Source organism: Phocaeicola sp. GP0067 (assembly GCF_031119655.1).
Classification (GTDB): Bacteria; Bacteroidota; Bacteroidia; order Bacteroidales; family Bacteroidaceae; genus Phocaeicola; species Phocaeicola vulgatus.
The window spans coordinates 206829-224830 of the sequence record NZ_JAVHZY010000005.1 but is presented as its reverse complement, the minus strand read 5'-3'; the positions used below and the strand labels follow the sequence as shown (position 1 = coordinate 224830).

Annotated in this window: 19 protein-coding genes, 7 tRNA genes and 1 pseudogene; 19 read left to right on the top strand and 8 right to left on the bottom strand. The window is 39.6% G+C overall.

What is annotated here, in order from left to right:
* Positions 1 to 2: 2 nt before the first annotated feature.
* Both RE317_RS06470 and RE317_RS06465 read right to left on the bottom strand, forming a co-directional pair.
* Positions 3 to 76: transfer RNA gene (locus tag RE317_RS06470), tRNA-Asn, on the bottom strand.
* 25 nt (positions 77 to 101) lie between these two features.
* Positions 102 to 175 (bottom strand) — tRNA-Asn (locus RE317_RS06465).
* Positions 176 to 255: 80 nt separating this feature from the next.
* Between RE317_RS06465 and RE317_RS06460 the strand changes: the two genes are divergently transcribed.
* A complete protein-coding gene (locus RE317_RS06460) occupies positions 256 to 1242 on the top strand; it encodes an adenosine kinase (protein ID WP_008666742.1) in 987 nt (328 codons plus the stop codon).
* A 43-nt stretch (positions 1243 to 1285) separates the two neighbouring features.
* The gene (locus RE317_RS06455; protein ID WP_032935261.1) at positions 1286 to 2980 is read left to right on the top strand and encodes a S41 family peptidase; all 1695 of its coding nucleotides are present in this window, start codon (positions 1286 to 1288) and stop codon (positions 2978 to 2980) included.
* Positions 2981 to 3045: 65 nt separating this feature from the next.
* Here the strand turns inward: RE317_RS06455 and RE317_RS06450 are convergent, their stop codons facing one another.
* Positions 3046 to 5343, bottom strand: a complete 2298-nt coding sequence (locus RE317_RS06450) for an outer membrane beta-barrel family protein (RefSeq protein ID WP_117889384.1) — start codon at positions 5341 to 5343, stop codon at positions 3046 to 3048.
* A 121-nt stretch (positions 5344 to 5464) separates the two neighbouring features.
* Between RE317_RS06450 and RE317_RS06445 the strand changes: the two genes are divergently transcribed.
* Both RE317_RS06445 and RE317_RS06440 read left to right on the top strand, forming a co-directional pair.
* Complete coding sequence (locus tag RE317_RS06445; RefSeq protein WP_005844590.1) at positions 5465 to 6850, top strand: cell wall metabolism sensor histidine kinase WalK; 1386 nt, start codon at positions 5465 to 5467, stop codon at positions 6848 to 6850.
* A 24-nt stretch (positions 6851 to 6874) separates the two neighbouring features.
* The gene (locus RE317_RS06440) at positions 6875 to 7576 is read left to right on the top strand and encodes a response regulator transcription factor (RefSeq protein ID WP_005844593.1); all 702 of its coding nucleotides are present in this window, start codon (positions 6875 to 6877) and stop codon (positions 7574 to 7576) included.
* 50 nt (positions 7577 to 7626) lie between these two features.
* Here the strand turns inward: RE317_RS06440 and RE317_RS06435 are convergent, their stop codons facing one another.
* The 5 genes and pseudogenes from RE317_RS06435 to RE317_RS06415 form a co-directional block, all read right to left on the bottom strand.
* Positions 7627 to 8163, bottom strand: a complete 537-nt coding sequence (locus RE317_RS06435; RefSeq protein ID WP_016271692.1) for a GNAT family N-acetyltransferase — start codon at positions 8161 to 8163, stop codon at positions 7627 to 7629.
* Positions 8164 to 8214: 51 nt separating this feature from the next.
* Positions 8215 to 8583: pseudogene (locus RE317_RS06430) on the bottom strand (GNAT family N-acetyltransferase); the annotation flags it as partial.
* A 113-nt stretch (positions 8584 to 8696) separates the two neighbouring features.
* The gene (locus RE317_RS06425) at positions 8697 to 9188 is read right to left on the bottom strand and encodes a porin family protein (RefSeq protein ID WP_005844812.1); all 492 of its coding nucleotides are present in this window, start codon (positions 9186 to 9188) and stop codon (positions 8697 to 8699) included.
* Positions 9189 to 9233: 45 nt separating this feature from the next.
* The gene (locus RE317_RS06420; RefSeq protein WP_005844814.1) at positions 9234 to 9758 is read right to left on the bottom strand and encodes a gamma carbonic anhydrase family protein; all 525 of its coding nucleotides are present in this window, start codon (positions 9756 to 9758) and stop codon (positions 9234 to 9236) included.
* Positions 9759 to 9767: 9 nt separating this feature from the next.
* Positions 9768 to 11549, bottom strand: coding sequence for an aminopeptidase P family protein (locus tag RE317_RS06415; protein ID WP_008666751.1), 1782 nt, complete (start codon positions 11547 to 11549; stop codon positions 9768 to 9770).
* 168 nt (positions 11550 to 11717) lie between these two features.
* Between RE317_RS06415 and rpsU the strand changes: the two genes are divergently transcribed.
* The 15 genes from rpsU (at position 11718) to rplL (ending at position 17975) form a co-directional block, all read left to right on the top strand.
* Entirely contained in the window at positions 11718 to 11909 is a 192-nt protein-coding gene (rpsU, locus tag RE317_RS06410) for a 30S ribosomal protein S21 (protein WP_005844817.1), read from the top strand.
* 77 nt (positions 11910 to 11986) lie between these two features.
* Complete coding sequence (locus RE317_RS06405; RefSeq protein ID WP_005844819.1) at positions 11987 to 12868, top strand: tyrosine-type recombinase/integrase; 882 nt, start codon at positions 11987 to 11989, stop codon at positions 12866 to 12868.
* A gap of 14 nt (positions 12869 to 12882) precedes the next feature.
* Positions 12883 to 13182, top strand: a complete 300-nt coding sequence (gene hpf / locus RE317_RS06400) for a ribosome hibernation-promoting factor, HPF/YfiA family (protein WP_117873364.1) — start codon at positions 12883 to 12885, stop codon at positions 13180 to 13182.
* A 98-nt stretch (positions 13183 to 13280) separates the two neighbouring features.
* Positions 13281 to 13354: transfer RNA gene (locus RE317_RS06395), tRNA-Thr, on the top strand.
* A 43-nt stretch (positions 13355 to 13397) separates the two neighbouring features.
* A tRNA-Tyr gene (locus RE317_RS06390) sits at positions 13398 to 13480 on the top strand.
* A gap of 33 nt (positions 13481 to 13513) precedes the next feature.
* Positions 13514 to 13586, top strand: a tRNA-Gly gene (locus RE317_RS06385).
* An 11-nt stretch (positions 13587 to 13597) separates the two neighbouring features.
* A tRNA-Thr gene (locus RE317_RS06380) sits at positions 13598 to 13669 on the top strand.
* A 51-nt stretch (positions 13670 to 13720) separates the two neighbouring features.
* The gene (gene tuf, locus RE317_RS06375) at positions 13721 to 14905 is read left to right on the top strand and encodes an elongation factor Tu (protein WP_005844822.1); all 1185 of its coding nucleotides are present in this window, start codon (positions 13721 to 13723) and stop codon (positions 14903 to 14905) included.
* A gap of 57 nt (positions 14906 to 14962) precedes the next feature.
* Positions 14963 to 15035 (top strand) — tRNA-Trp (locus tag RE317_RS06370).
* Between the two features lie 16 nt (positions 15036 to 15051).
* A complete protein-coding gene (secE, locus tag RE317_RS06365; protein WP_005850630.1) occupies positions 15052 to 15246 on the top strand; it encodes a preprotein translocase subunit SecE in 195 nt (64 codons plus the stop codon).
* A gap of 13 nt (positions 15247 to 15259) precedes the next feature.
* Entirely contained in the window at positions 15260 to 15802 is a 543-nt protein-coding gene (gene nusG / locus RE317_RS06360) for a transcription termination/antitermination protein NusG (RefSeq protein ID WP_005844824.1), read from the top strand.
* A 60-nt stretch (positions 15803 to 15862) separates the two neighbouring features.
* Entirely contained in the window at positions 15863 to 16306 is a 444-nt protein-coding gene (gene rplK / locus RE317_RS06355; RefSeq protein WP_005844826.1) for a 50S ribosomal protein L11, read from the top strand.
* Between the two features lie 15 nt (positions 16307 to 16321).
* The gene (rplA, locus tag RE317_RS06350) at positions 16322 to 17020 is read left to right on the top strand and encodes a 50S ribosomal protein L1 (protein ID WP_005844828.1); all 699 of its coding nucleotides are present in this window, start codon (positions 16322 to 16324) and stop codon (positions 17018 to 17020) included.
* A 15-nt stretch (positions 17021 to 17035) separates the two neighbouring features.
* Positions 17036 to 17554, top strand: coding sequence for a 50S ribosomal protein L10 (gene rplJ, locus RE317_RS06345; RefSeq protein ID WP_005844830.1), 519 nt, complete (start codon positions 17036 to 17038; stop codon positions 17552 to 17554).
* Between the two features lie 46 nt (positions 17555 to 17600).
* On the top strand, positions 17601 to 17975 hold the full coding sequence (rplL, locus tag RE317_RS06340) for a 50S ribosomal protein L7/L12 (protein WP_005844832.1): 375 nt from the start codon (positions 17601 to 17603) through the stop codon (positions 17973 to 17975).
* Positions 17976 to 18002 lie beyond the last annotated feature (27 nt).

The following is an 18002-nucleotide window of genomic DNA, read 5'->3' as shown; positions in this document are numbered from 1 at the left end:
TGCTCTTCGTCTTGGACTTGAACCAAGGACCCTCTGATTAACAGTCAGATGCTCTAACCGACTGAGCTAACGAAGAAAATTTGCATTTGACTTTAAAAGTGCTCTTCGTCTTGGACTTGAACCAAGGACCCTCTGATTAACAGTCAGATGCTCTAACCGACTGAGCTAACGAAGAAGGTTTTTCTCTCAAATGCGGTGCAAAGATAATAGGTTTTTCCGAAATATGCAATATCTTTGCAGAAAAATTTTAGATAAATGGATAAAATAATTGGAATGGGCAATGCATTGGTTGACGTTCTTGTTACTTTGCAAGATGATTCGCTACTAGATGAGATGAGTTTGCCCAAAGGAAGCATGCAACTTATAAATGAAGATAAGTTTTTGAAAATCAGTGGTAAATTCTCTGGTATGAAAACGCATAAAGCTACAGGGGGAAGTGCGGGAAATACAGTTTTGGCGTTAGCTAACCTAGGGGCACACCCGGGATTTATCGGAAAGATAGGAAACGATGATTTTGGGCAATATTTTAAAAAAAACGGTTTGAAGCAGGGAATTGACATGAAATTGCTCGCCGGTGATTTGCCTACAGGAGTGGCTTCTACTTTCATTTCACCGGATGGGGAACGTACTTTTGGAACTTATCTGGGAGCTGCTGCTACTATGAAAGCCGAAAATCTGACGTTGGATATGTTTAAGGGGTATGCATATCTATATATAGAAGGATATTTGGTACAGGATCATGAATTGATTCTTCGTGCTATGCAATTAGGAAAAGAGGCTGGATTGCAAATCTGCTTGGATATGGCCAGTTATAATATTGTGGAAGGGGATTTGGAATTCTTCGATATTTTGATAACTAAATACGTGGATATTGTTTTTGCTAATGAGGAAGAGGCAAAGGCTTATACAGGCAAGGATGCATGGGGGGCTATCAATGAAATTGCTTCTAAATGCAGTGTTGTAATAGTAAAACTAGGTGCCCAAGGTTCATGTATAAAGAAAGGTACGGAATGCATCAAACTAGAGGTACCTCCGGTAAAAAAAGTCGTGGATACCACTGGCGCGGGAGATTATTATGCAGCAGGTTTTCTGTATGGACTGACTTGTGGTTATTCTTTGGAGAAGTGTTCCATTATAGGTTCTATTTTAGCATCCAATGTGATACAAGTGGTGGGTACAACCTTATCAAAGAAAAAATGGGACGAAATAAAGTTAAATATAGAGGCCCTTCTACAGGCTTGAATAGAATAATGTATTAATTTGCGGTTCACAAATACATAAAGTGATGAAGTGGAATAGTAAGAAAATATTGTTAATGATTTGCGTGGGCCTGACAGGTAGCGCTTTGTTTAGTTTTAATAAAGGTGATGACCGTAATTTCCAGATAGCAAAAAACTTGGATATCTTCAATGCGATATTCAAGGAATTGGATATGTTTTATGTTGATACTATTGATCCTGAGAAAGTGATAAAATATGGTATTGATGCTATGTTGGCGCAGACCGACCCTTACACGGAGTATTATCCTGAAGAAGATAATACACTAAAGGAAATGACTAGTGGAAAGTTTGGCGGTATCGGATCGGTAATACGTTATTATACTCCCCGAAAGCGTGTGGCTATTATTGAACCTTCCGAAGGAAGCCCTGCTGCCGAAATAGGACTGAAAGCCGGTGATATCATCATGGAGATCAATGGAAAAGATATGGCCCAGGGAGACAGAATTCCCAATGATCTGACCTCGTATGTCAGTGATAATTTGCGTGGTGAGCCGGGAACAACTTGTGTGTTGAAAGTTGAGAGACCTACTTCTGATAGTACTTATGTGCCAATGGAATTTAAAATAACCCGTTCTACCATCCGTACGAACCCTGTACCTTATTATGGAATCGTAGGCAATAATGTGGGATATATCGTTATCAGTACTTTTGCTATAGAGAACTGTTCAAAAGATATAAAGAAGGCATTGATAGAATTGAAACAGCAAGGTGCTAAATCTATTGTTCTCGATTTGCGTGGCAATGGTGGCGGTTTGTTGGGGGAAGCAGTGAATGTAGTGAATTTCTTTGTGCCGAAAGGGAAAGAGATTGTGGTAACAAAAGGTAAGATTAAACAAGCTGGTACCACTTACAAAACAATGAATGAACCGGTAGATACAGAGATTCCGCTGGCTGTGCTAGTGGACGGTTCTACAGCTTCGGCATCCGAGATTGTTTCAGGTTCCTTGCAGGACCTTGATCGGGCTATTGTGGTAGGAAGCCGTACGTATGGTAAAGGGTTGGTACAGGTACCTCGTGAATTGCCTTATAACAGTAGCATGAAAGTGACTACTGCAAAATATTATATTCCCAGCGGACGATGCATTCAAGCCATTGATTACGCTAAACGTAATGCTGACGGGTCGGTGGCTCGTACTCCGGACAGCCTGACCAATGTATTCCATACAGCAGCCGGACGTGAAGTGCGTGATGGTGGCGGTATTCGTCCGGATGTGGAGGTGAAAGTTGAAAATTTCCCAAACATTATGTTTTATCTGCTTAATGATGATATGATTTTTGATTATGCTACCCAATATTGTATCAAGCATTCTCAGGTAGGGGAAGTGAAAGACTTTACAATAACAGATGCTGACTATGTTGATTTTAAGAAGATGTTACATAAGCGTAAGTTTACTTATGACCGTCAAAGTGAGAAGATGCTGAAGAACTTGAAAGAAATAGCGGAGTTTGAAGGATATATGGATGGGGCAAAAGAGGAGTTTGCCGCTTTGGAAACGAAATTGACGCATAATTTGGATCATGAGCTGGACAGGTTCTCGAAAGAGATAAAAGATGCTATTGCTCAGGAGATTTTGAAACGTTATTATTTCCAACGTGGCGCGATATTGCAACGCTTGAAAGATGATCCTGATTTGAAAAAAGCTATTGAGACATTGAACAATCAGTCTGAATATAGTAAGATACTTTCTGTTATGAAATAATCGAATGAGGGGCGGATGTACGAATCTGCCCCTCATTATTGTATCATGATACCATTGATGATGCTTTATTTGAACCGGGAAGTATCTATTGGTTTATGCTGTTTTTCTTTATACCCTCCGAACTTGTAGGTAAAGGATAAAGTTATGTTGCGTGAATAGTTGTTGGTGTGCATGTCCATGTATTGTCCTTTATTACGTAGTGTCACATCTATGTTGCCTTCCATCGAATTGAACAGATCATTGGCCTTCACTTGGATACTTGCTTTTTGGTTGGCAAAGTTCCAACGTATTCCGGTATGGATGGCCCAGATATGATTTAAATCATAACTTCCCTGGATAGATGGGCTCAAATAAAGTCCGGTCAGTTCCATGCGAATATCCGGTTTGGTAGAAAGTATTATATTATTTTGTAACATGGCGAGTCCGATCCACTTGCTGTGGTTGAAGGAAAGATCGAAGAATTTGTTACATTTTGCTTGACGGTATTCAGCTTGCAGTGTGACGTGACTGTCCAACCAATGTCCGATTTTGAAGGGAATGATAGTCGTGGCTGAGAAACTTTGCTGATAATCCCAGTTTAAGGTTTTGTAAATCAAAGCCAGGCGTTCTGTGCTTTGATAGGCTAGTTGCTGAAATAAATCGGGTTGATAATCATAAGCCAGGCTGAAGATATACTTGTTCTTTAAAATATAATTCAGATTTGCGGAATAATCGGTGGATGGCTTTAACATTGGATTGCCTTGTACTTCTTCATAACCACTTATATAGCCGGTACTTTCGCTCAGATCCCAGTAGCTGGGATAGGTCTTATCTGATGTGAATGAAAGTTGTAGAATATGTGCTGGGGTCATTACGTATGTTAATTCGGTTGTAGGATAAGCCGCCCATGCATGATAACGGGCCGTTTTGTAATATTCTCCGGTTATGGACGCGCTGAAAGACAAATGTTCTCCCATGTTTTTGCTGAATCCGACGTAGAAGTCATATGTATATTCATTATAACGATTGTTTGTATTGAGTTCGCTCATGTCTGTTCCGTTTTGGGTATGATAGAACTGAGTATTATGGTCACTGGCATAAGTTAAAGAGGTGCCATAGTTTAAGGTCCACTCTCGTGGTAGTGTGTGTGACTGGTCTACGTATATTTTCCAGCGGTCTATTGTTTGTCCGCTAGTCGTGTGAAATTCGCTTGTTTGGTTCTTGTTGTCTTTGTTGGTGAATTGCTGATGACTTTCGGAATGGTAGGAGGTATAGTTTATTCCAGCTTTCATACCGAAGCTAGAGAGATAATCTAAAGCGATATTGTGCATTCGAGTCTCCTTTTTTGTCCGGTTGTCTGCGGTTGTGATGTTCCCGTCGGAATATGAATGATTATCGTTGTTAGGGTTGAAGACACCAGTATAGGCTAGATTGATATGAGCATTATCATTGAATTTATATTCAGCGCCTGTTCGTACATAATGTGTTATTCCTTTCCTGTCAATATCATTGTGTTGACAGATATCATATATATTATTTTTTAAGGTGTGATGTGAGTACGTATCTGTTGTTTGTCTGTTTTGTTCATAATGGGTATTATATAGCAAGTCTATATTCCATTTAGGAGTGGTGTAAAGCAGGCTGATTCCTCCTTGTGTGCCACTTCTGTAATTGTATAGATATCCGGCGTTAACTTCTCCTTGCAACCCACTTTCTTCAGGACGGTAACCTTTCAAAAGTAAGTTGATGGCAGCACCTCTTACATGATATTGCGGCGGTGTGCTATACATAATTTCTGCCTTTTCTACACGTGAAGCCGGAGTGTTTTTTAATAAAATGGTCAACTGTTCGTGACTCATTGTTGTGGGCCTTCCGTTTAAAATAATGTTCAGATTGTGTGTGCCTGCTAATGAAAGGTTGCCGTTTATTTCCTGTACACCGGGTAATTGCTGAAGGATTTCATAAGCATTGTTCACGATTCTATGTGTGGTGAGTTGTGACAGATCATACGATAATTTTCCTTCTTCCACTTTTACAAGAGGGCGTTCCCCTTTGACGATAACTTCGTCCAAAGCATAATCTTTACTTTTCAGGGTAATCGTGCCTGCGTCTTCTCCTGTAGTTGTCAATAAGAGGGTTTCGTACATGATGTGTTGGAAAATCAGCCGATAAGATGCTGGTTGCCGGTTGAACCTGAAGTAGCCGGTGGTATCTGTGATTACGGCGTCCACAAAAGTAGAATCAATGGTTTGTAGGATGACGGTTGCACCGTCAATGGCTTGTGCATGGATGTTTGTAACCTTTCCGGTAATGGTTTGTGCAGTGGTTGTTCCTATAACCCAAAATAAAAATAGCGATGTGATGATAAAATTTTGCTTTTTCATATCTATTTGTTTTTAATATTTTCTTTAACTTTGACGAAACAAAAGTAGGGAGACTTTTTTCCTTACGTGGTTAATGGTAGGTTAACACAATGTTAACAAAGTATGGATAGGATATAAGTGTATGACAATCAAACATATTCGTTGGGTAGCTTGTATCGGACTGTTGGCAATCATCTGTTTGCAGTACGTTTGGCTTGTAAATACCTATAAGCTAACTAAGGAAAGTATACAGTTCAGAAGCAATGAAGTATTTAGAGATGCAACGATGCGTGAGGTGTTTTATCGCATGGAAGTATATCAAGATTCTTTGCAAAAGAAGTATAAGGACAAAGATACTTCCATTATGGTTAGAATAAATCTGGATGAAGATTATGATTTTTTTGAGGATGGCAGAGGTGATAAAAATGTGAACCAATGGTTGATGTCCAATATGCAGGTTTCCATGCAAGAGATTGTCAAGAGGGATTATAAATTGTCTGTTTCTTTGTCAAGTTTAGATTCTATTTATCGGACAGGCCTTGCTGCCGAAGGATTGGATGCAGAAGTAATAACTTGTGTGACAGATTCGCTGGGGAATATTCTTAGAAGTTCCCGTTCCATACAGGTAGGGGATTATGGCTTGTTGAAAACCGGATTACAACCTATCAATTATAAATGTACGGAGAATCTTCAGGCTTTTATTGTTAATCCTTATTGGGTTATTTTCCAGCAGATGACCTTGCTCCTCATTGCTACTGTCTTGATGATGGCAATGATCGTCTATTGTCTTGTTTATCAGATTCGTATTATTGCTCATCAGAATAAAATAGCTAGGATGCGTGAGGATTTCTCATACGCCATGATTCATGAGATGAAGACTCCTCTTGCCTGTATTTTGATGGGGACCCGAATGTTGAAATCAGGAAAGTTGGATATTTTTCCGGATAAACGCGAGAAGCATTTTCAGATATTGGAGGACGAGAGTGAACATTTATTGTCACTGACTAACAAAGTGCTGACGCTGTCAAAATTGGAAAATGCTCAATTGAGGCTTTGGAAAAAGGAGATACAACTCCGTCCGATGTTAGAGGATCTTATTGAGAAATATACTGCTAAGGCAGATAAACCAGTACATTTCTCTCTTCATTTGGAATCGGAATGGGTATATGCTGATGAAGAATTCTTGAAAGAAGCTATCGGTAATTTGGTAGATAATTCTATAAAATATTCAGGTGAAGAGGTGGACATACAGATTTCATCCTTGCGTCAGGACTATAACTTTTATTTGATAAAGGTAAGAGATAACGGCATAGGTATTCCGTTGAAGGACCAGAGTCGTATTTTCGAGAAGTACGAGCGTGCTTCGGCTGCCGACCGCAGCCGTAAAGGCGGTGCGTCAGGCTTCGGATTGGGTTTGAATTATGTTTTCCGCGTGGCTGAAGCGCATGGTGGAAAAGTGTGTGTGGAAAGCATTGAAGGGGAGTATAGTGAATTTTTTCTTTTTTTGCCGAGTGGGGAGAAGAAATAAATATTTTTTAAGGAGGAAGATGATATGATAAAACTGTTGTTGGTGGAAGATGATGCCAATCTTTGTTATATTATTCGTGGTGGATTGGAGGATATGATAGGTGGATACGAGGTGATGACCGCTTCTAATGGCGAAGAAGGGCTGAAGATATGGAAGGAGCAACATCTTGATATCATTATTTCAGACATTGAGATGCCTGTTATGGATGGTTATGAAATGGTACGTCGTATTCGGGAAACGGATGGATTTATTCCCATTGTTTTTACCTCGGGCAGGGTTTCGCCTAAAGATGTGGTGAAAGGTTATGAATTGGGGGTGAATAATTATATTAAGAAACCTTTTTTGGCCGAAGAACTGGATGCGCATATTGGTGCTTTGTTGAAAATGAAGCGGGGAATGGGAGCCGCTAATGAAAGTGAGATTTATCGGATTGGTGAAAATTATACATTTGATGCTGTTCATGCAGTATTAAAGCATTCGTCGTGTGTACAAAAGACAATGACGGAACGCGAAGCGAAATTGCTTCAGATGCTTTGTAAAAAGAAAAATGAACTAGTGAGACGGGATATTATTCTTTCAAGACTATGGGATACGGAGGATGATTTTTTTGCATCACGTAGTCTCGATGTTTTTGTTACTCGACTTAGAAAATTGTTTGCTGATGATGAACGGATACAGATAAAGACTGTGAAAGGAGTGGGTTTATGTCTTTCGGACAAAGGATGAATATGTGTAATATAACATTTATTGTAAGTTCTTTTGGCATTTTCCGGATACTAAACGTTTTTAAGCAACTCGAAAAGATGTGCATTGGTGAAACGACCGTTCTTGAAAATGGATTTTGTCATTATTCCGACTTTGTTGAAGCCGGCCTTTTCTAATACTCGCATGGAAGGAAGGTTGTGTTCAAAGACAAGTGCGAATATACGTATTGTATTCGTATAAGTGAAGTAATGGTAGATGGCTTCTTGTAATGCGTCGGTTACAATACCTTGGTTCCAATATTTTTCTCCGATAACGTACCCTACTTCGGCATTGAAGCATTCCACATCTGTGCCTGGTGTAAATCCGATATTGCCTACGGCTTTTCCATTAACTTCAATACAAAAATCATGAATGCCTTCTTTTTTCTGGATGAGGTCAATAAAGGTTTCCGCATGCTCTAGCCTGTAAGGGTGGGGGAATACGTTGCGGCAATTGTCCCAAATCTTTTTGTTATTCAGTTCTTGAACTAATGAATGAGCGTCTTCTGTTTGCCAAGTACGTAGTGTGTACTTGTTCTTTTGTACAAATACAGCATGATAGCGTCTCATGGGGGTACTGCAGAGCCCATGGTAATTTTGTTTTTCTCCTACGACAGCAAATCCCAAACTCTGGTAGAAAGGAATAGCATAAGTAGAAGAATTAACCGTTGTTTCAATGGAAGGATGGAGGGTGGAGGCGTAGTGGAAAAGTTTTTTTCCTAATCCGTGCCTGTGATATTCTGGCTTGATAAAAAATAGGGAGATATGTTTACCATTACTTTTTATACCTAAAATGCCTGTTAGAGCTTCATTGTCAAAACTACCATAAAATATGATTTCGTTTATACATTTTTTGTTATAAATAAAGCTTTTGAAAAATTCCAATCCCTCATTGTTGAAATCTTCTTTGCCGGTGATGGTGAAAACTTGCCAAGATAGTTCGATGGCTTTTGGGTATTCATCTTTTGTGAGTTGTCGTATGTTATTCATGGTATGCCATATTGTAGATTAGTGTAAAAATAGGTAGAGCAGGTATGTTCTTTGTAAGGTGGAGAAGGATAAAGGTGCATTTAAAAACAACTTTATCCTTCTTTGGCTATTAACTAGAAATTATAGGCTACGCCAAGATTGAATACGGCTTGGTCTAGGTCGCTGATTAATTGGTATTTAATATCAAAGTTTAAACTCCAGTTTTTGTCTAAGTCAAACTCCATACCTGCTCCTAAATTAACTCCAAATTTTCCATCACTTCCACTGACATCGTAATCGCCTGCTTTCCCTAAATCCAAATGCCAGTTAGTGTATGTAAATCCTGCTAATGGATATAGACTAATATTGCTTGCTATGGGAAAAAGGTAGTGGATATTTGCGTTGATGTCAAACATGCTAAGTCCATCATTTTTAAAGAAGTAATTCATAGACGGCTCTATTCTGATTTGATCAGTAATATTATATTGATATTTCAGACCAATACCAACGCTCTCTATTTCAGTTCCATAACTTAGATTTCCACCAATAGCTTGTTTCCCTTGTTGTGCAAAAACAGAACCACAACCTAAAAGTGCCATGCATGCGGCAATAATAATTTTTTTCATAATCACTCATTTTAAATGAATACTAACTTTTCTTTATATGTAGAATTATTTTTCTTCCTCCTTAAACCAGGAAGCATACATTAAATATCCATTGGCTATTTTCTGATTGAGTTCTTTGCTTTGTGCCTCGGGAATCTTTTTGATAAATTTGGCTGGAACTCCTGCCCATAGGCTTCCAGGTTCGATGACGGTGTTACTGAGTACCAGCGCTCCGGCAGCTACAATAGCTCCTTCACCTACGACCGCATGGTCTAGTATGGTAGAGCCCATTCCAATTAGAGCGCCGTCTTTTATAGTCGCACCATGTATGGTTACATTATGTCCTACAGAAACATCATTCCCGATTTCGACAACTGATTTTTGATATAATGTATGTACTACACTGCCGTCCTGGATATTTACGCGGTTACCTATGCGGATAGCATTAACATCGCCGCGTAATACGGCGTTAAACCAAATGCTGCAATCTTTTCCAATTACAACATCGCCAATAATAGTGGCATTATCGGCTAAATAACAGTTCTCGCCGATTTTTGGAGTGAATCCTCTCACTGATTTTATAAGTGCCATAATTAATTTCTACCGTTTTAAAGGAGATGTTACTTCTTTTAACCACTCGCGTTCCTCGTTGTTCAATTCCGGATTCAAACAATTGTAAACTTTTTCATGATATTGGTTGAACCATGTTATTTCTTCATCGCTCAGCATATCTGTCAGGATGGCTTCTTTGTCAATAGGGCAGAGGGTAAGTGGCTCGAATTTATAGTAAGTGCCGAATTCTGTCTCTTGTGACGGAACAATTAACATGGTATTTTCCGTACGTACTCCATGGCGTCCGGTTTTATATATACCGGGCTCGTTGGTTACTGTCATGCCTGGAACAAGTAAGGCCGGCATGTGGTTCATGCGGAATTGGTGAGGACCTTCGTGTACATTCAGAAAACAACCTACACCGTGGCCTGTTCCATGCAGGTAATTGATTCCGGCTTTCCACATAGGGAGGCGAGCCAGCGCATCTAGTTGTGTTCCGCAAGTTCCATGTGGAAATTGAGCCATTGAGAGTTGGATAAATCCTTTTAAGACTAATGTGTAATCTGTTTTTTCTTCTTTCGTGAGTGCTCCTAAAACGATAGTACGAGTAATATCAGTTGTTCCGTCCAAATATTGTGCTCCACTGTCCAGCAGCAGCATGCCTTCAGGTTTTAAGGGAATATCGGTTTCGGGGGTTGCTTCATAGTGAACAATAGCGCCATGAGCTTTATATCCGGCAATGGTGTCAAAACTGATACCATTGAAGTGGGGTTGTCCGGCGCGGAATTCGTATAATTTCTTATCTATACTTATTTCGGTTTCATTTCCAGTAGAAACAGCTGCTTTCAGCCAGCGGAGAAATTTAACCATGGCTACTCCGTCGCGTTTCATTGCGCGATGGAAGCCTTCTATTTCTGTCTCATTCTTTATCGCTTTTAAAAAAAGTACAGGCGAAGGAGCTATTTCTATTAAGGAATGGGCGCAGGCTGCTGCATGGACAGCGGCATTGATATTAGCTGACAACAGGAGCTTGCCGGTAAAATCTTTTAAATCTTTTTCAATTGTTGAATAAGGCCTTACTTTAATTTCGTTTTCTGTTAGATAGTCTTTTACTTCATCTGACAGTTTATTCTCTATTATATATAAGGTAGAACTATATTCCGTGATGAGAAGGTAACTTACAAATACCGGATTGCAGTGTACGTCACTTCCCCGTAAGTTTAGGGTCCATGCCACTTCATCCAGTGCGGAAATTAAAATGCCTGTGCAACTGTTACGACGGATTGCTTCTCGTATTTGAGTGATTTTATCCTTGCAACTGAGACCGGCATATTTCAATTCATGTATAAACACTTTGTTATCGGGCAATGCAGGCCGATCTGTCCATAATTCATTGAATGGATCGGGAGCAAGGGTTAAGTGTATCTGTTTTTTTTCTAATTCTTTCTGTAAGTTGCTTGTTTCTTGATAGCTGTTCACCCAGCCGTCTATACCCACATTGTCTTCTGCATTCAATACACAGCCCAACCACTCTACAATGGAAGGAGTTTCCGGTAATCGTTCCTTGAATAAAGTAATACCTGTGTTTTCCAATTGTTCGGCCGCTTGAAGAAAATAGCGTGAATCTGTCCAAAGTCCGGCTTTATCCAGTGTTACGACAACCGTACCTGCCGAACCTGTGAAACCTGATATCCATTTACGTGCTTCCCAATGTTTGGGGATATACTCTCCCGAATGGGGATCCGTACTGGGAATAATAAAGGCTGAAAGCTTGTGTTTACGCATGAAATTGCGCAGACTAGCTATTCTATTTATAATTTCCGATTTCATTTTAATAGGTTTATAATGGTTTGTACTAGAAAGCAAAGATACGATTTCTAGATTATTTTAAATAAATAATTGCGGAAAGTTTTGTAAATAAAGAAAGTATGTGTAATTTTGCGCCGCAATTTGACTATCGGAAAATATTAATAACAACATATTTAATAATTAAAAACAATGATTGTAGTACCAGTAAAAGAAGGCGAAAACATTGAAAAAGCGCTGAAGAAGTTCAAAAGAAAATTTGAGAAAACAGGTGTTGTAAAAGAACTAAGAGCTAGACAGCAGTTCGACAAGCCGTCTGTATTGAACAGGCTGAAAAGAGAACGTGCTATCTATGTTCAGAAACTTCAGCAAGTAGAAGAATAATTAAAAACTCGCACATTCTTTGAATAATTGAATTCTTTTTCATATATTCGTTGCTGAATTGATAAGCGACGTTTCTTATGATGACAGACTCTTTTTTGGATTATCTTCGATTTGAAAAAAACTATTCTGAAAAAACAATAGTTAGTTATGGAATAGATTTGACCAAGTTCGAAGAATACTTCAAGGGGAAAGACGAGAAAGTCGATTTTACAACGGTAGATGCTGATTTGGTTCGTGGTTGGGTGATGAACCTGATGGAGAATGGATATACATCTGCTTCTGTAAACCGAAAACTGAGTTCACTCCGGTCGTTTTATCGTTTCCTTCTAAAGAAAGGTGTGATAGAGGAGGATCCGATGTTGAAAATCATTGGACCGAAAAATAAGAAACCTCTTCCTGTATTTCTGAAAGAACGTGAAATGGACCGACTCTTGGATGATGTTCCTTTTAAGGAGGATTTTACAGGTTGTCGGGATAGAATGGTGTTGGAAATGTTTTATGCTACAGGCATGCGGCTTTCCGAGTTGATAGGGCTGAATGATGTGGATGTCGATTTTTCTGCGTTTCTGATAAAAGTAACGGGAAAGAGAAATAAACAGCGTTTAATTCCTTTTGGAGAAGAATTGCGAAGGGCGATGTCTGTTTATCTGAAAATAAGAAATGAAGTGTTGCCTGGAAAGGCAGAGGCGTTTTTCGTCCTAAAAAACGGAAAACGGATGTATCCTGGAAAGGTGTATCTTTTAGTGAAACGGAACCTGTCAAAAGTGGTGTCGTTAAAAAAAAGAAGTCCGCATGTGTTGAGACATACTTTTGCAACTGCTATGTTGAATAATGAGGCAGAGTTGGGCGCAGTGAAGGAATTACTGGGCCATAGTAGTCTGACTACAACGGAAATTTATACGCATACGACTTTTGAGGAACTTAAAAAAGTTTATGAACAAGCTCATCCAAGAGCGTAAAAAAGGAGGTATTTATGGAAGTTAGAATTCAAGCCATTCATTTCGATGCAACAGAAAAACTTCAGGATTTTATTCAGAAGAAAACTGCTAAGTTAGAAAAGTATTGTGACGATATAAATAAAGTGGAGGTGTCATTAAAAGTTGTAAAGCCTGAAACTGCGATGAATAAGGAGGTTAGTATAAAAGTGCTGGTGCCTAATGGTGAATTTTTTGCAGAAAAGGTGAGTGATACATTTGAAGAGTCGGTTGATGTATGCGTAGATGCGCTTTCTAAGCAATTGACAAAATATAAAGAAAAACTACGCGGTAAATAAAAAAAAACACCGAAAGTTTTTGAGATTTAAAATAAATATCTAACTTTGCAGCCGCTTAACCATTCAAGGCGGAATGGTTGCGAAGTTAGATATGACAAGCCTCTTTAGCTCAGTTGGCCAGAGCACGTGATTTGTAATCTCGGGGTCGTTGGTTCGAATCCGACAAGAGGCTCAAGAAAAGATGCTGAGAAGCTGTTGTTCTTTGAAAGTAAGTTGGGCAAATACCAGAGTGGCCAAATGGGGCAGACTGTAAATCTGCTGTCTTTCGACTTCGGTGGTTCGAATCCATCTTTGCCCACATTCTTAAGACTTGAAAGGTCTTTGGTTTTTTGCGGAAGTAGCTCAGTTGATAGAGCATTAGCCTTCCAAGCTGAGGGTCGCGGGTTTGAGCCCCGTCTTCCGCTCTTTTTTTCTTGCTGTTATAGCTCAGTGGTAGAGCACTTCCTTGGTAAGGAAGAGGTCACGAGTTCAAGTCTCGTTAACAGCTCTTTGATAACGTAATTGCTGATTATTAATCAAATAAATAACAAGTAAAGCTATGGCTAAAGAGAAATTTGAACGTTCGAAACCGCACGTTAACATTGGTACTATCGGTCACGTTGACCACGGTAAAACCACTTTGACTGCTGCTATCACTACTGTGTTGGCTAAAAAAGGTCTTTCAGAATTGCGTTCTTTCGATTCTATCGACAACGCTCCTGAAGAAAAAGAAAGAGGTATTACTATCAATACTTCTCACGTAGAATATCAAACTGCAAATCGTCACTATGCTCACGTTGACTGTCCGGGTCACGCCGACTATGTAAAAAACATGGTTACAGGTGCTGCTCAGATGGATGGTGCAATTATTGTTTGTGCTGCAACTGATGGTCCGATGCCTCAGACTCGTGAACACATCCTGTTGGCTCGTCAGGTAAACGTACCTCGTTTGGTTGTTTTCTTGAACAAGTGTGATATGGTTGATGATGAAGAAATGTTGGAATTGGTAGAAATGGAAATGCGTGAATTGCTTTCATTCTATGATTTCGATGGCGATAATACTCCTATTATTCGTGGTTCTGCATTAGGTGCTTTGAATGGTGTTCCTCAATGGGAAGATAAAGTAATGGAGTTGATGGATGCAGTTGATACTTGGATTCCATTGCCTCCGCGTGATATTGATAAACCTTTCTTGATGCCTGTTGAAGACGTGTTCTCTATCACTGGTCGTGGTACTGTTGCTACAGGTCGTATCGAAGCTGGTATTATCCATGTAGGTGACGAAGTTGAAATTCTTGGTTTGGGTGAAGATAAGAAATCAGTTGTTACTGGCGTTGAAATGTTCCGTAAATTATTGGATCAAGGTGAAGCTGGTGATAATGTTGGTTTGTTGTTGCGTGGTATCGACAAAAACGAAATCAAACGTGGTATGATTTTGTGTAAGCCGGGTCAGGTTAAGGCTCACTCTAAGTTCAAAGCTGAGGTTTATATCTTGAAGAAAGAAGAAGGTGGTCGTCATACTCCGTTCCATAACAAGTATCGTCCTCAGTTCTACTTGCGTACTATGGACTGTACAGGTGAAATCACTTTGCCGGAAGGAACTGAAATGGTAATGCCTGGTGATAACGTAACTATTACAGTTGAGTTGATCTACCCGGTTGCATTGAATGTAGGCTTGCGTTTTGCTATTCGTGAAGGTGGACGTACTGTAGGTGCAGGTCAGATTACAGAACTTCTTGACTAATCACTAGATAATTAATATGATCAGTTCTCGGTCGTAAGACACCGGGAACTGATTTTTACGGGAGTAGCTCAGTTGGTAGAGCACCGGTCTCCAAAACCGGGTGTCGGGAGTTCGAGCCTCTCCTCCCGTGCTAAACTTGAAAGAATATGTTTCAGAAAGTAGCAAATTATTGTAAAGAATCTTATGACGAATTAGTCCATAAAGTATCATGGCCTACTCGTAAAGAACTTTCTAGTAGCGCAGTGGTTGTTTTATATGCTTCCCTACTCATTGCGCTAGTTGTTTTTCTTATGGATTCAGCCTTCCAGTTTGTAATGGAGGATATTATCTATCCGCACTAATTAATTGAATAAAATGTCTGAGATTGAAAAAAAGTGGTACGTATTACGTGCTGTTAGTGGAAAAGAAAGCAAGGTTAAGGAGTATCTTGATGCTGACATTAAGAACAGTGATCTTAGCGAGTATGTGTCTCAGGTGTTGATTCCTACCGAGAAAGTGTATCAGGTTCGCAATGGTAAGAAAATTGTGAAAGAAAGAAGTTATCTTCCCGGATACGTTTTAGTCGAGGCCGCTTTGGTCGGTGAGGTTGCTCATCATTTGAGAAACACCCCGAATGTAATCGGTTTCTTGGGAGGTTCCGAAAATCCGGTTCCTTTGAGACAATCGGAAGTGAATCGTATACTTGGTACGGTGGATGAACTTCAGGAAGGTGGTGAGGAACTTAATGTACCTTATACCGTAGGAGAAACAGTGAAAGTTACCGTTGGACCGTTCAGTGGCTTCAGTGGTCTCATTGAAGAGGTGAATACCGAAAAACGGAAGTTGAAGGTTATGGTTAAGATCTTCGGACGTAAAACTCCGCTGGAACTTGGCTTTATGGATGTCGAGAAAGAATAATGCATTCTGTTACGTGCATTGGACTTTCGCTATAATTAATATATAAAAATTAGAAACAAAATGGCTAAAGAAGTTGCTGGACTAATCAAATTACAGATTAAAGGAGGCGCTGCAAATCCATCACCTCCCGTTGGACCTGCTTTGGGTTCTAAGGGTATTAATATCATGGAATTTTGCAAGCAATTCAATGCCAGAACCCAGGACAAAGCAGGTAAGATTTTACCTGTAATCATTACCTACTACGCAGATAAGTCTTTTGATTTTGTTATCAAGACTCCTCCCGTAGCTATTCAATTGCTTGAATTGGCTAAGATTAAGAGTGGTTCTGCTGAGCCTAACCGTAAGAAGGTTGCCGAAATTACTTGGGAACAAGTTCGTACGATTGCTCAGGACAAAATGGTTGACTTGAACTGCTTCACTATCGAGTCTGCTATGACTATGGTAGCTGGTACAGCTAGAAGTATGGGTATCGCTGTAAAAGGGGAATTCCCGGGTAATAACTAATAAACTTCAATTATAATGGGTAAACTGACAAAAAATCAAAAGTTGGCTGCAGAAAAAATTGAAGCAGGGAAAGCATACTCACTGAAAGAAGCTGCACAGTTAGTTAAAGATATTACTTTTTCTAAGTTTGATGCTTCATTAGATATTGACGTACGTTTAGGTGTAGACCCTCGTAAAGCTAACCAGATGGTTCGTGGTGTAGTTTCATTGCCTCACGGAACAGGTAAGCAAGTGCGTGTTTTGGTTCTGTGTACACCTGATGCTGAAGCTGCTGCAAAAGAAGCTGGTGCTGACTATGTTGGTCTTGATGAATATATTGAAAAGATCAAAGGTGGATGGACTGATATTGATGTAATCATTACAATGCCGTCTATCATGGGTAAGATCGGTGCTTTGGGTCGTGTTCTTGGTCCTCGTGGATTAATGCCGAATCCGAAGAGTGGTACTGTAACTATGGATGTAGCTAAGGCTGTTAAGGAAGTTAAGCAAGGTAAGATTGACTTTAAGGTTGATAAGAGCGGTATCGTTCATACTTCAATTGGCAAGGTTTCTTTCACTGCAGATCAGATTCGTGATAATGCGAAAGAATTTATCGCTACTATCATTAAATTGAAACCAAGTTCAGCTAAGGGTACTTATATTAAGAGTATTTATCTTTCAAGTACTATGAGTAAGGGTATCAAGATTGATCCCAAAACTGTAGAAGAAAACTAACAATAAGGAGGAATCATGAGAAAGGAAGATAAAGGCGTTATTATTGGTCAGTTGGCTGAAACCGTTAAGCAATACGGACATTTCTATTTGGTTGACACAACTGCTATGGATGCAGCTAAGACAAGTGAACTGAGAAGAAAATGTTTCAAAGCAGGTATTAAGCTGGTTGTTGTGAAGAATTCTTTGCTTCACAAAGCTCTGATGAGCATGGAAGGTGTTGATTTCTCTCCGTTGTTCGATTCTTTAAAAGGTACAACTTCAGTAATGTTTAGCGAAGTAGCTAACGCTCCTGCAAAGTTGTTGAAAGAATACAAAGAGGAAATTCCTGCATTGAAAGCAGCTTATGCTGAAGAAGGTTTCTATGTAGGTGCTAATCAACTGGATGCTCTTTGCAACATTAAGAGTAAGAATGAAGTTATTGCTGATATTATTGCATTGCTGCAATCACCGGCGAAAAATGTTATTTCTGCTCTTCAATCAGGTGGTAACACCATTCATGGAGTTCTTAAGACTCTGGGCGAACGTGCCGAATAATCAATTTTATAATCAATTAGTAACAAACAATTAAAATCATACAAAAATGGCAGATTTGAAAGCTTTTGCAGAACAATTAGTTAACTTGACAGTAAAAGAAGTTAATGAACTTGCAACTATCCTTAAAGAAGAATACGGTATTGAACCTGCTGCTGCAGCTGTAGCTGTTGCTGCTGGTCCTGCTGCTGGTGCAGCTGCTGCTGAAGAAAAAACATCTTTTGATGTAGTTTTGAAGAGCGCTGGTGCTGCAAAATTGCAGGTTGTTAAAGCCGTTAAAGAAGCATGTGGTCTTGGCTTGAAAGAAGCTAAAGACATGGTAGACGGTGCTCCTAGCACAGTAAAAGAAGGCTTGGCTAAAGACGAAGCTGAATCACTGAAGAAAACTTTGGAAGAAGCTGGAGCTGAAGTTGAGCTTAAATAATATTAGCCTGAGTATCAGGTAATACGG

Bases quoted from the DNA above. Each gene is read 5' to 3' on its own strand.
- secE (WP_005850630.1), top strand. From the start codon at position 15,052: ATGTTTCAGAAAGTAGCAAATTATTGTAAAGAATCTTATGACGAATTA.
- RE317_RS06440 (WP_005844593.1), top strand. From the start codon at position 6,875: ATGATAAAACTGTTGTTGGTGGAAGATGATGCCAATCTTTGTTATATT.
- RE317_RS06415 (WP_008666751.1), bottom strand. From the start codon at position 11,549: ATGAAATCGGAAATTATAAATAGAATAGCTAGTCTGCGCAATTTCATG.
- rpsU (WP_005844817.1), top strand. From the start codon at position 11,718: ATGATTGTAGTACCAGTAAAAGAAGGCGAAAACATTGAAAAAGCGCTG.
- RE317_RS06435 (WP_016271692.1), bottom strand. From the start codon at position 8,163: ATGAGACGCTATCATGCTGTATTTGTACAAAAGAACAAGTACACACTA.
- rplJ (WP_005844830.1), top strand. From the start codon at position 17,036: ATGAGAAAGGAAGATAAAGGCGTTATTATTGGTCAGTTGGCTGAAACC.
- tuf (WP_005844822.1), top strand. From the start codon at position 13,721: ATGGCTAAAGAGAAATTTGAACGTTCGAAACCGCACGTTAACATTGGT.
- rplA (WP_005844828.1), top strand. From the start codon at position 16,322: ATGGGTAAACTGACAAAAAATCAAAAGTTGGCTGCAGAAAAAATTGAA.
- RE317_RS06460 (WP_008666742.1), top strand. From the start codon at position 256: ATGGATAAAATAATTGGAATGGGCAATGCATTGGTTGACGTTCTTGTT.
- RE317_RS06405 (WP_005844819.1), top strand. From the start codon at position 11,987: ATGATGACAGACTCTTTTTTGGATTATCTTCGATTTGAAAAAAACTAT.
- hpf (WP_117873364.1), top strand. From the start codon at position 12,883: ATGGAAGTTAGAATTCAAGCCATTCATTTCGATGCAACAGAAAAACTT.
- RE317_RS06455 (WP_032935261.1), top strand. From the start codon at position 1,286: ATGAAGTGGAATAGTAAGAAAATATTGTTAATGATTTGCGTGGGCCTG.
- nusG (WP_005844824.1), top strand. From the start codon at position 15,260: ATGTCTGAGATTGAAAAAAAGTGGTACGTATTACGTGCTGTTAGTGGA.
- RE317_RS06445 (WP_005844590.1), top strand. From the start codon at position 5,465: ATGACAATCAAACATATTCGTTGGGTAGCTTGTATCGGACTGTTGGCA.
- RE317_RS06425 (WP_005844812.1), bottom strand. From the start codon at position 9,188: ATGAAAAAAATTATTATTGCCGCATGCATGGCACTTTTAGGTTGTGGT.
- rplK (WP_005844826.1), top strand. From the start codon at position 15,863: ATGGCTAAAGAAGTTGCTGGACTAATCAAATTACAGATTAAAGGAGGC.
- RE317_RS06450 (WP_117889384.1), bottom strand. From the start codon at position 5,343: ATGAAAAAGCAAAATTTTATCATCACATCGCTATTTTTATTTTGGGTT.
- RE317_RS06420 (WP_005844814.1), bottom strand. From the start codon at position 9,758: ATGGCACTTATAAAATCAGTGAGAGGATTCACTCCAAAAATCGGCGAG.
- rplL (WP_005844832.1), top strand. From the start codon at position 17,601: ATGGCAGATTTGAAAGCTTTTGCAGAACAATTAGTTAACTTGACAGTA.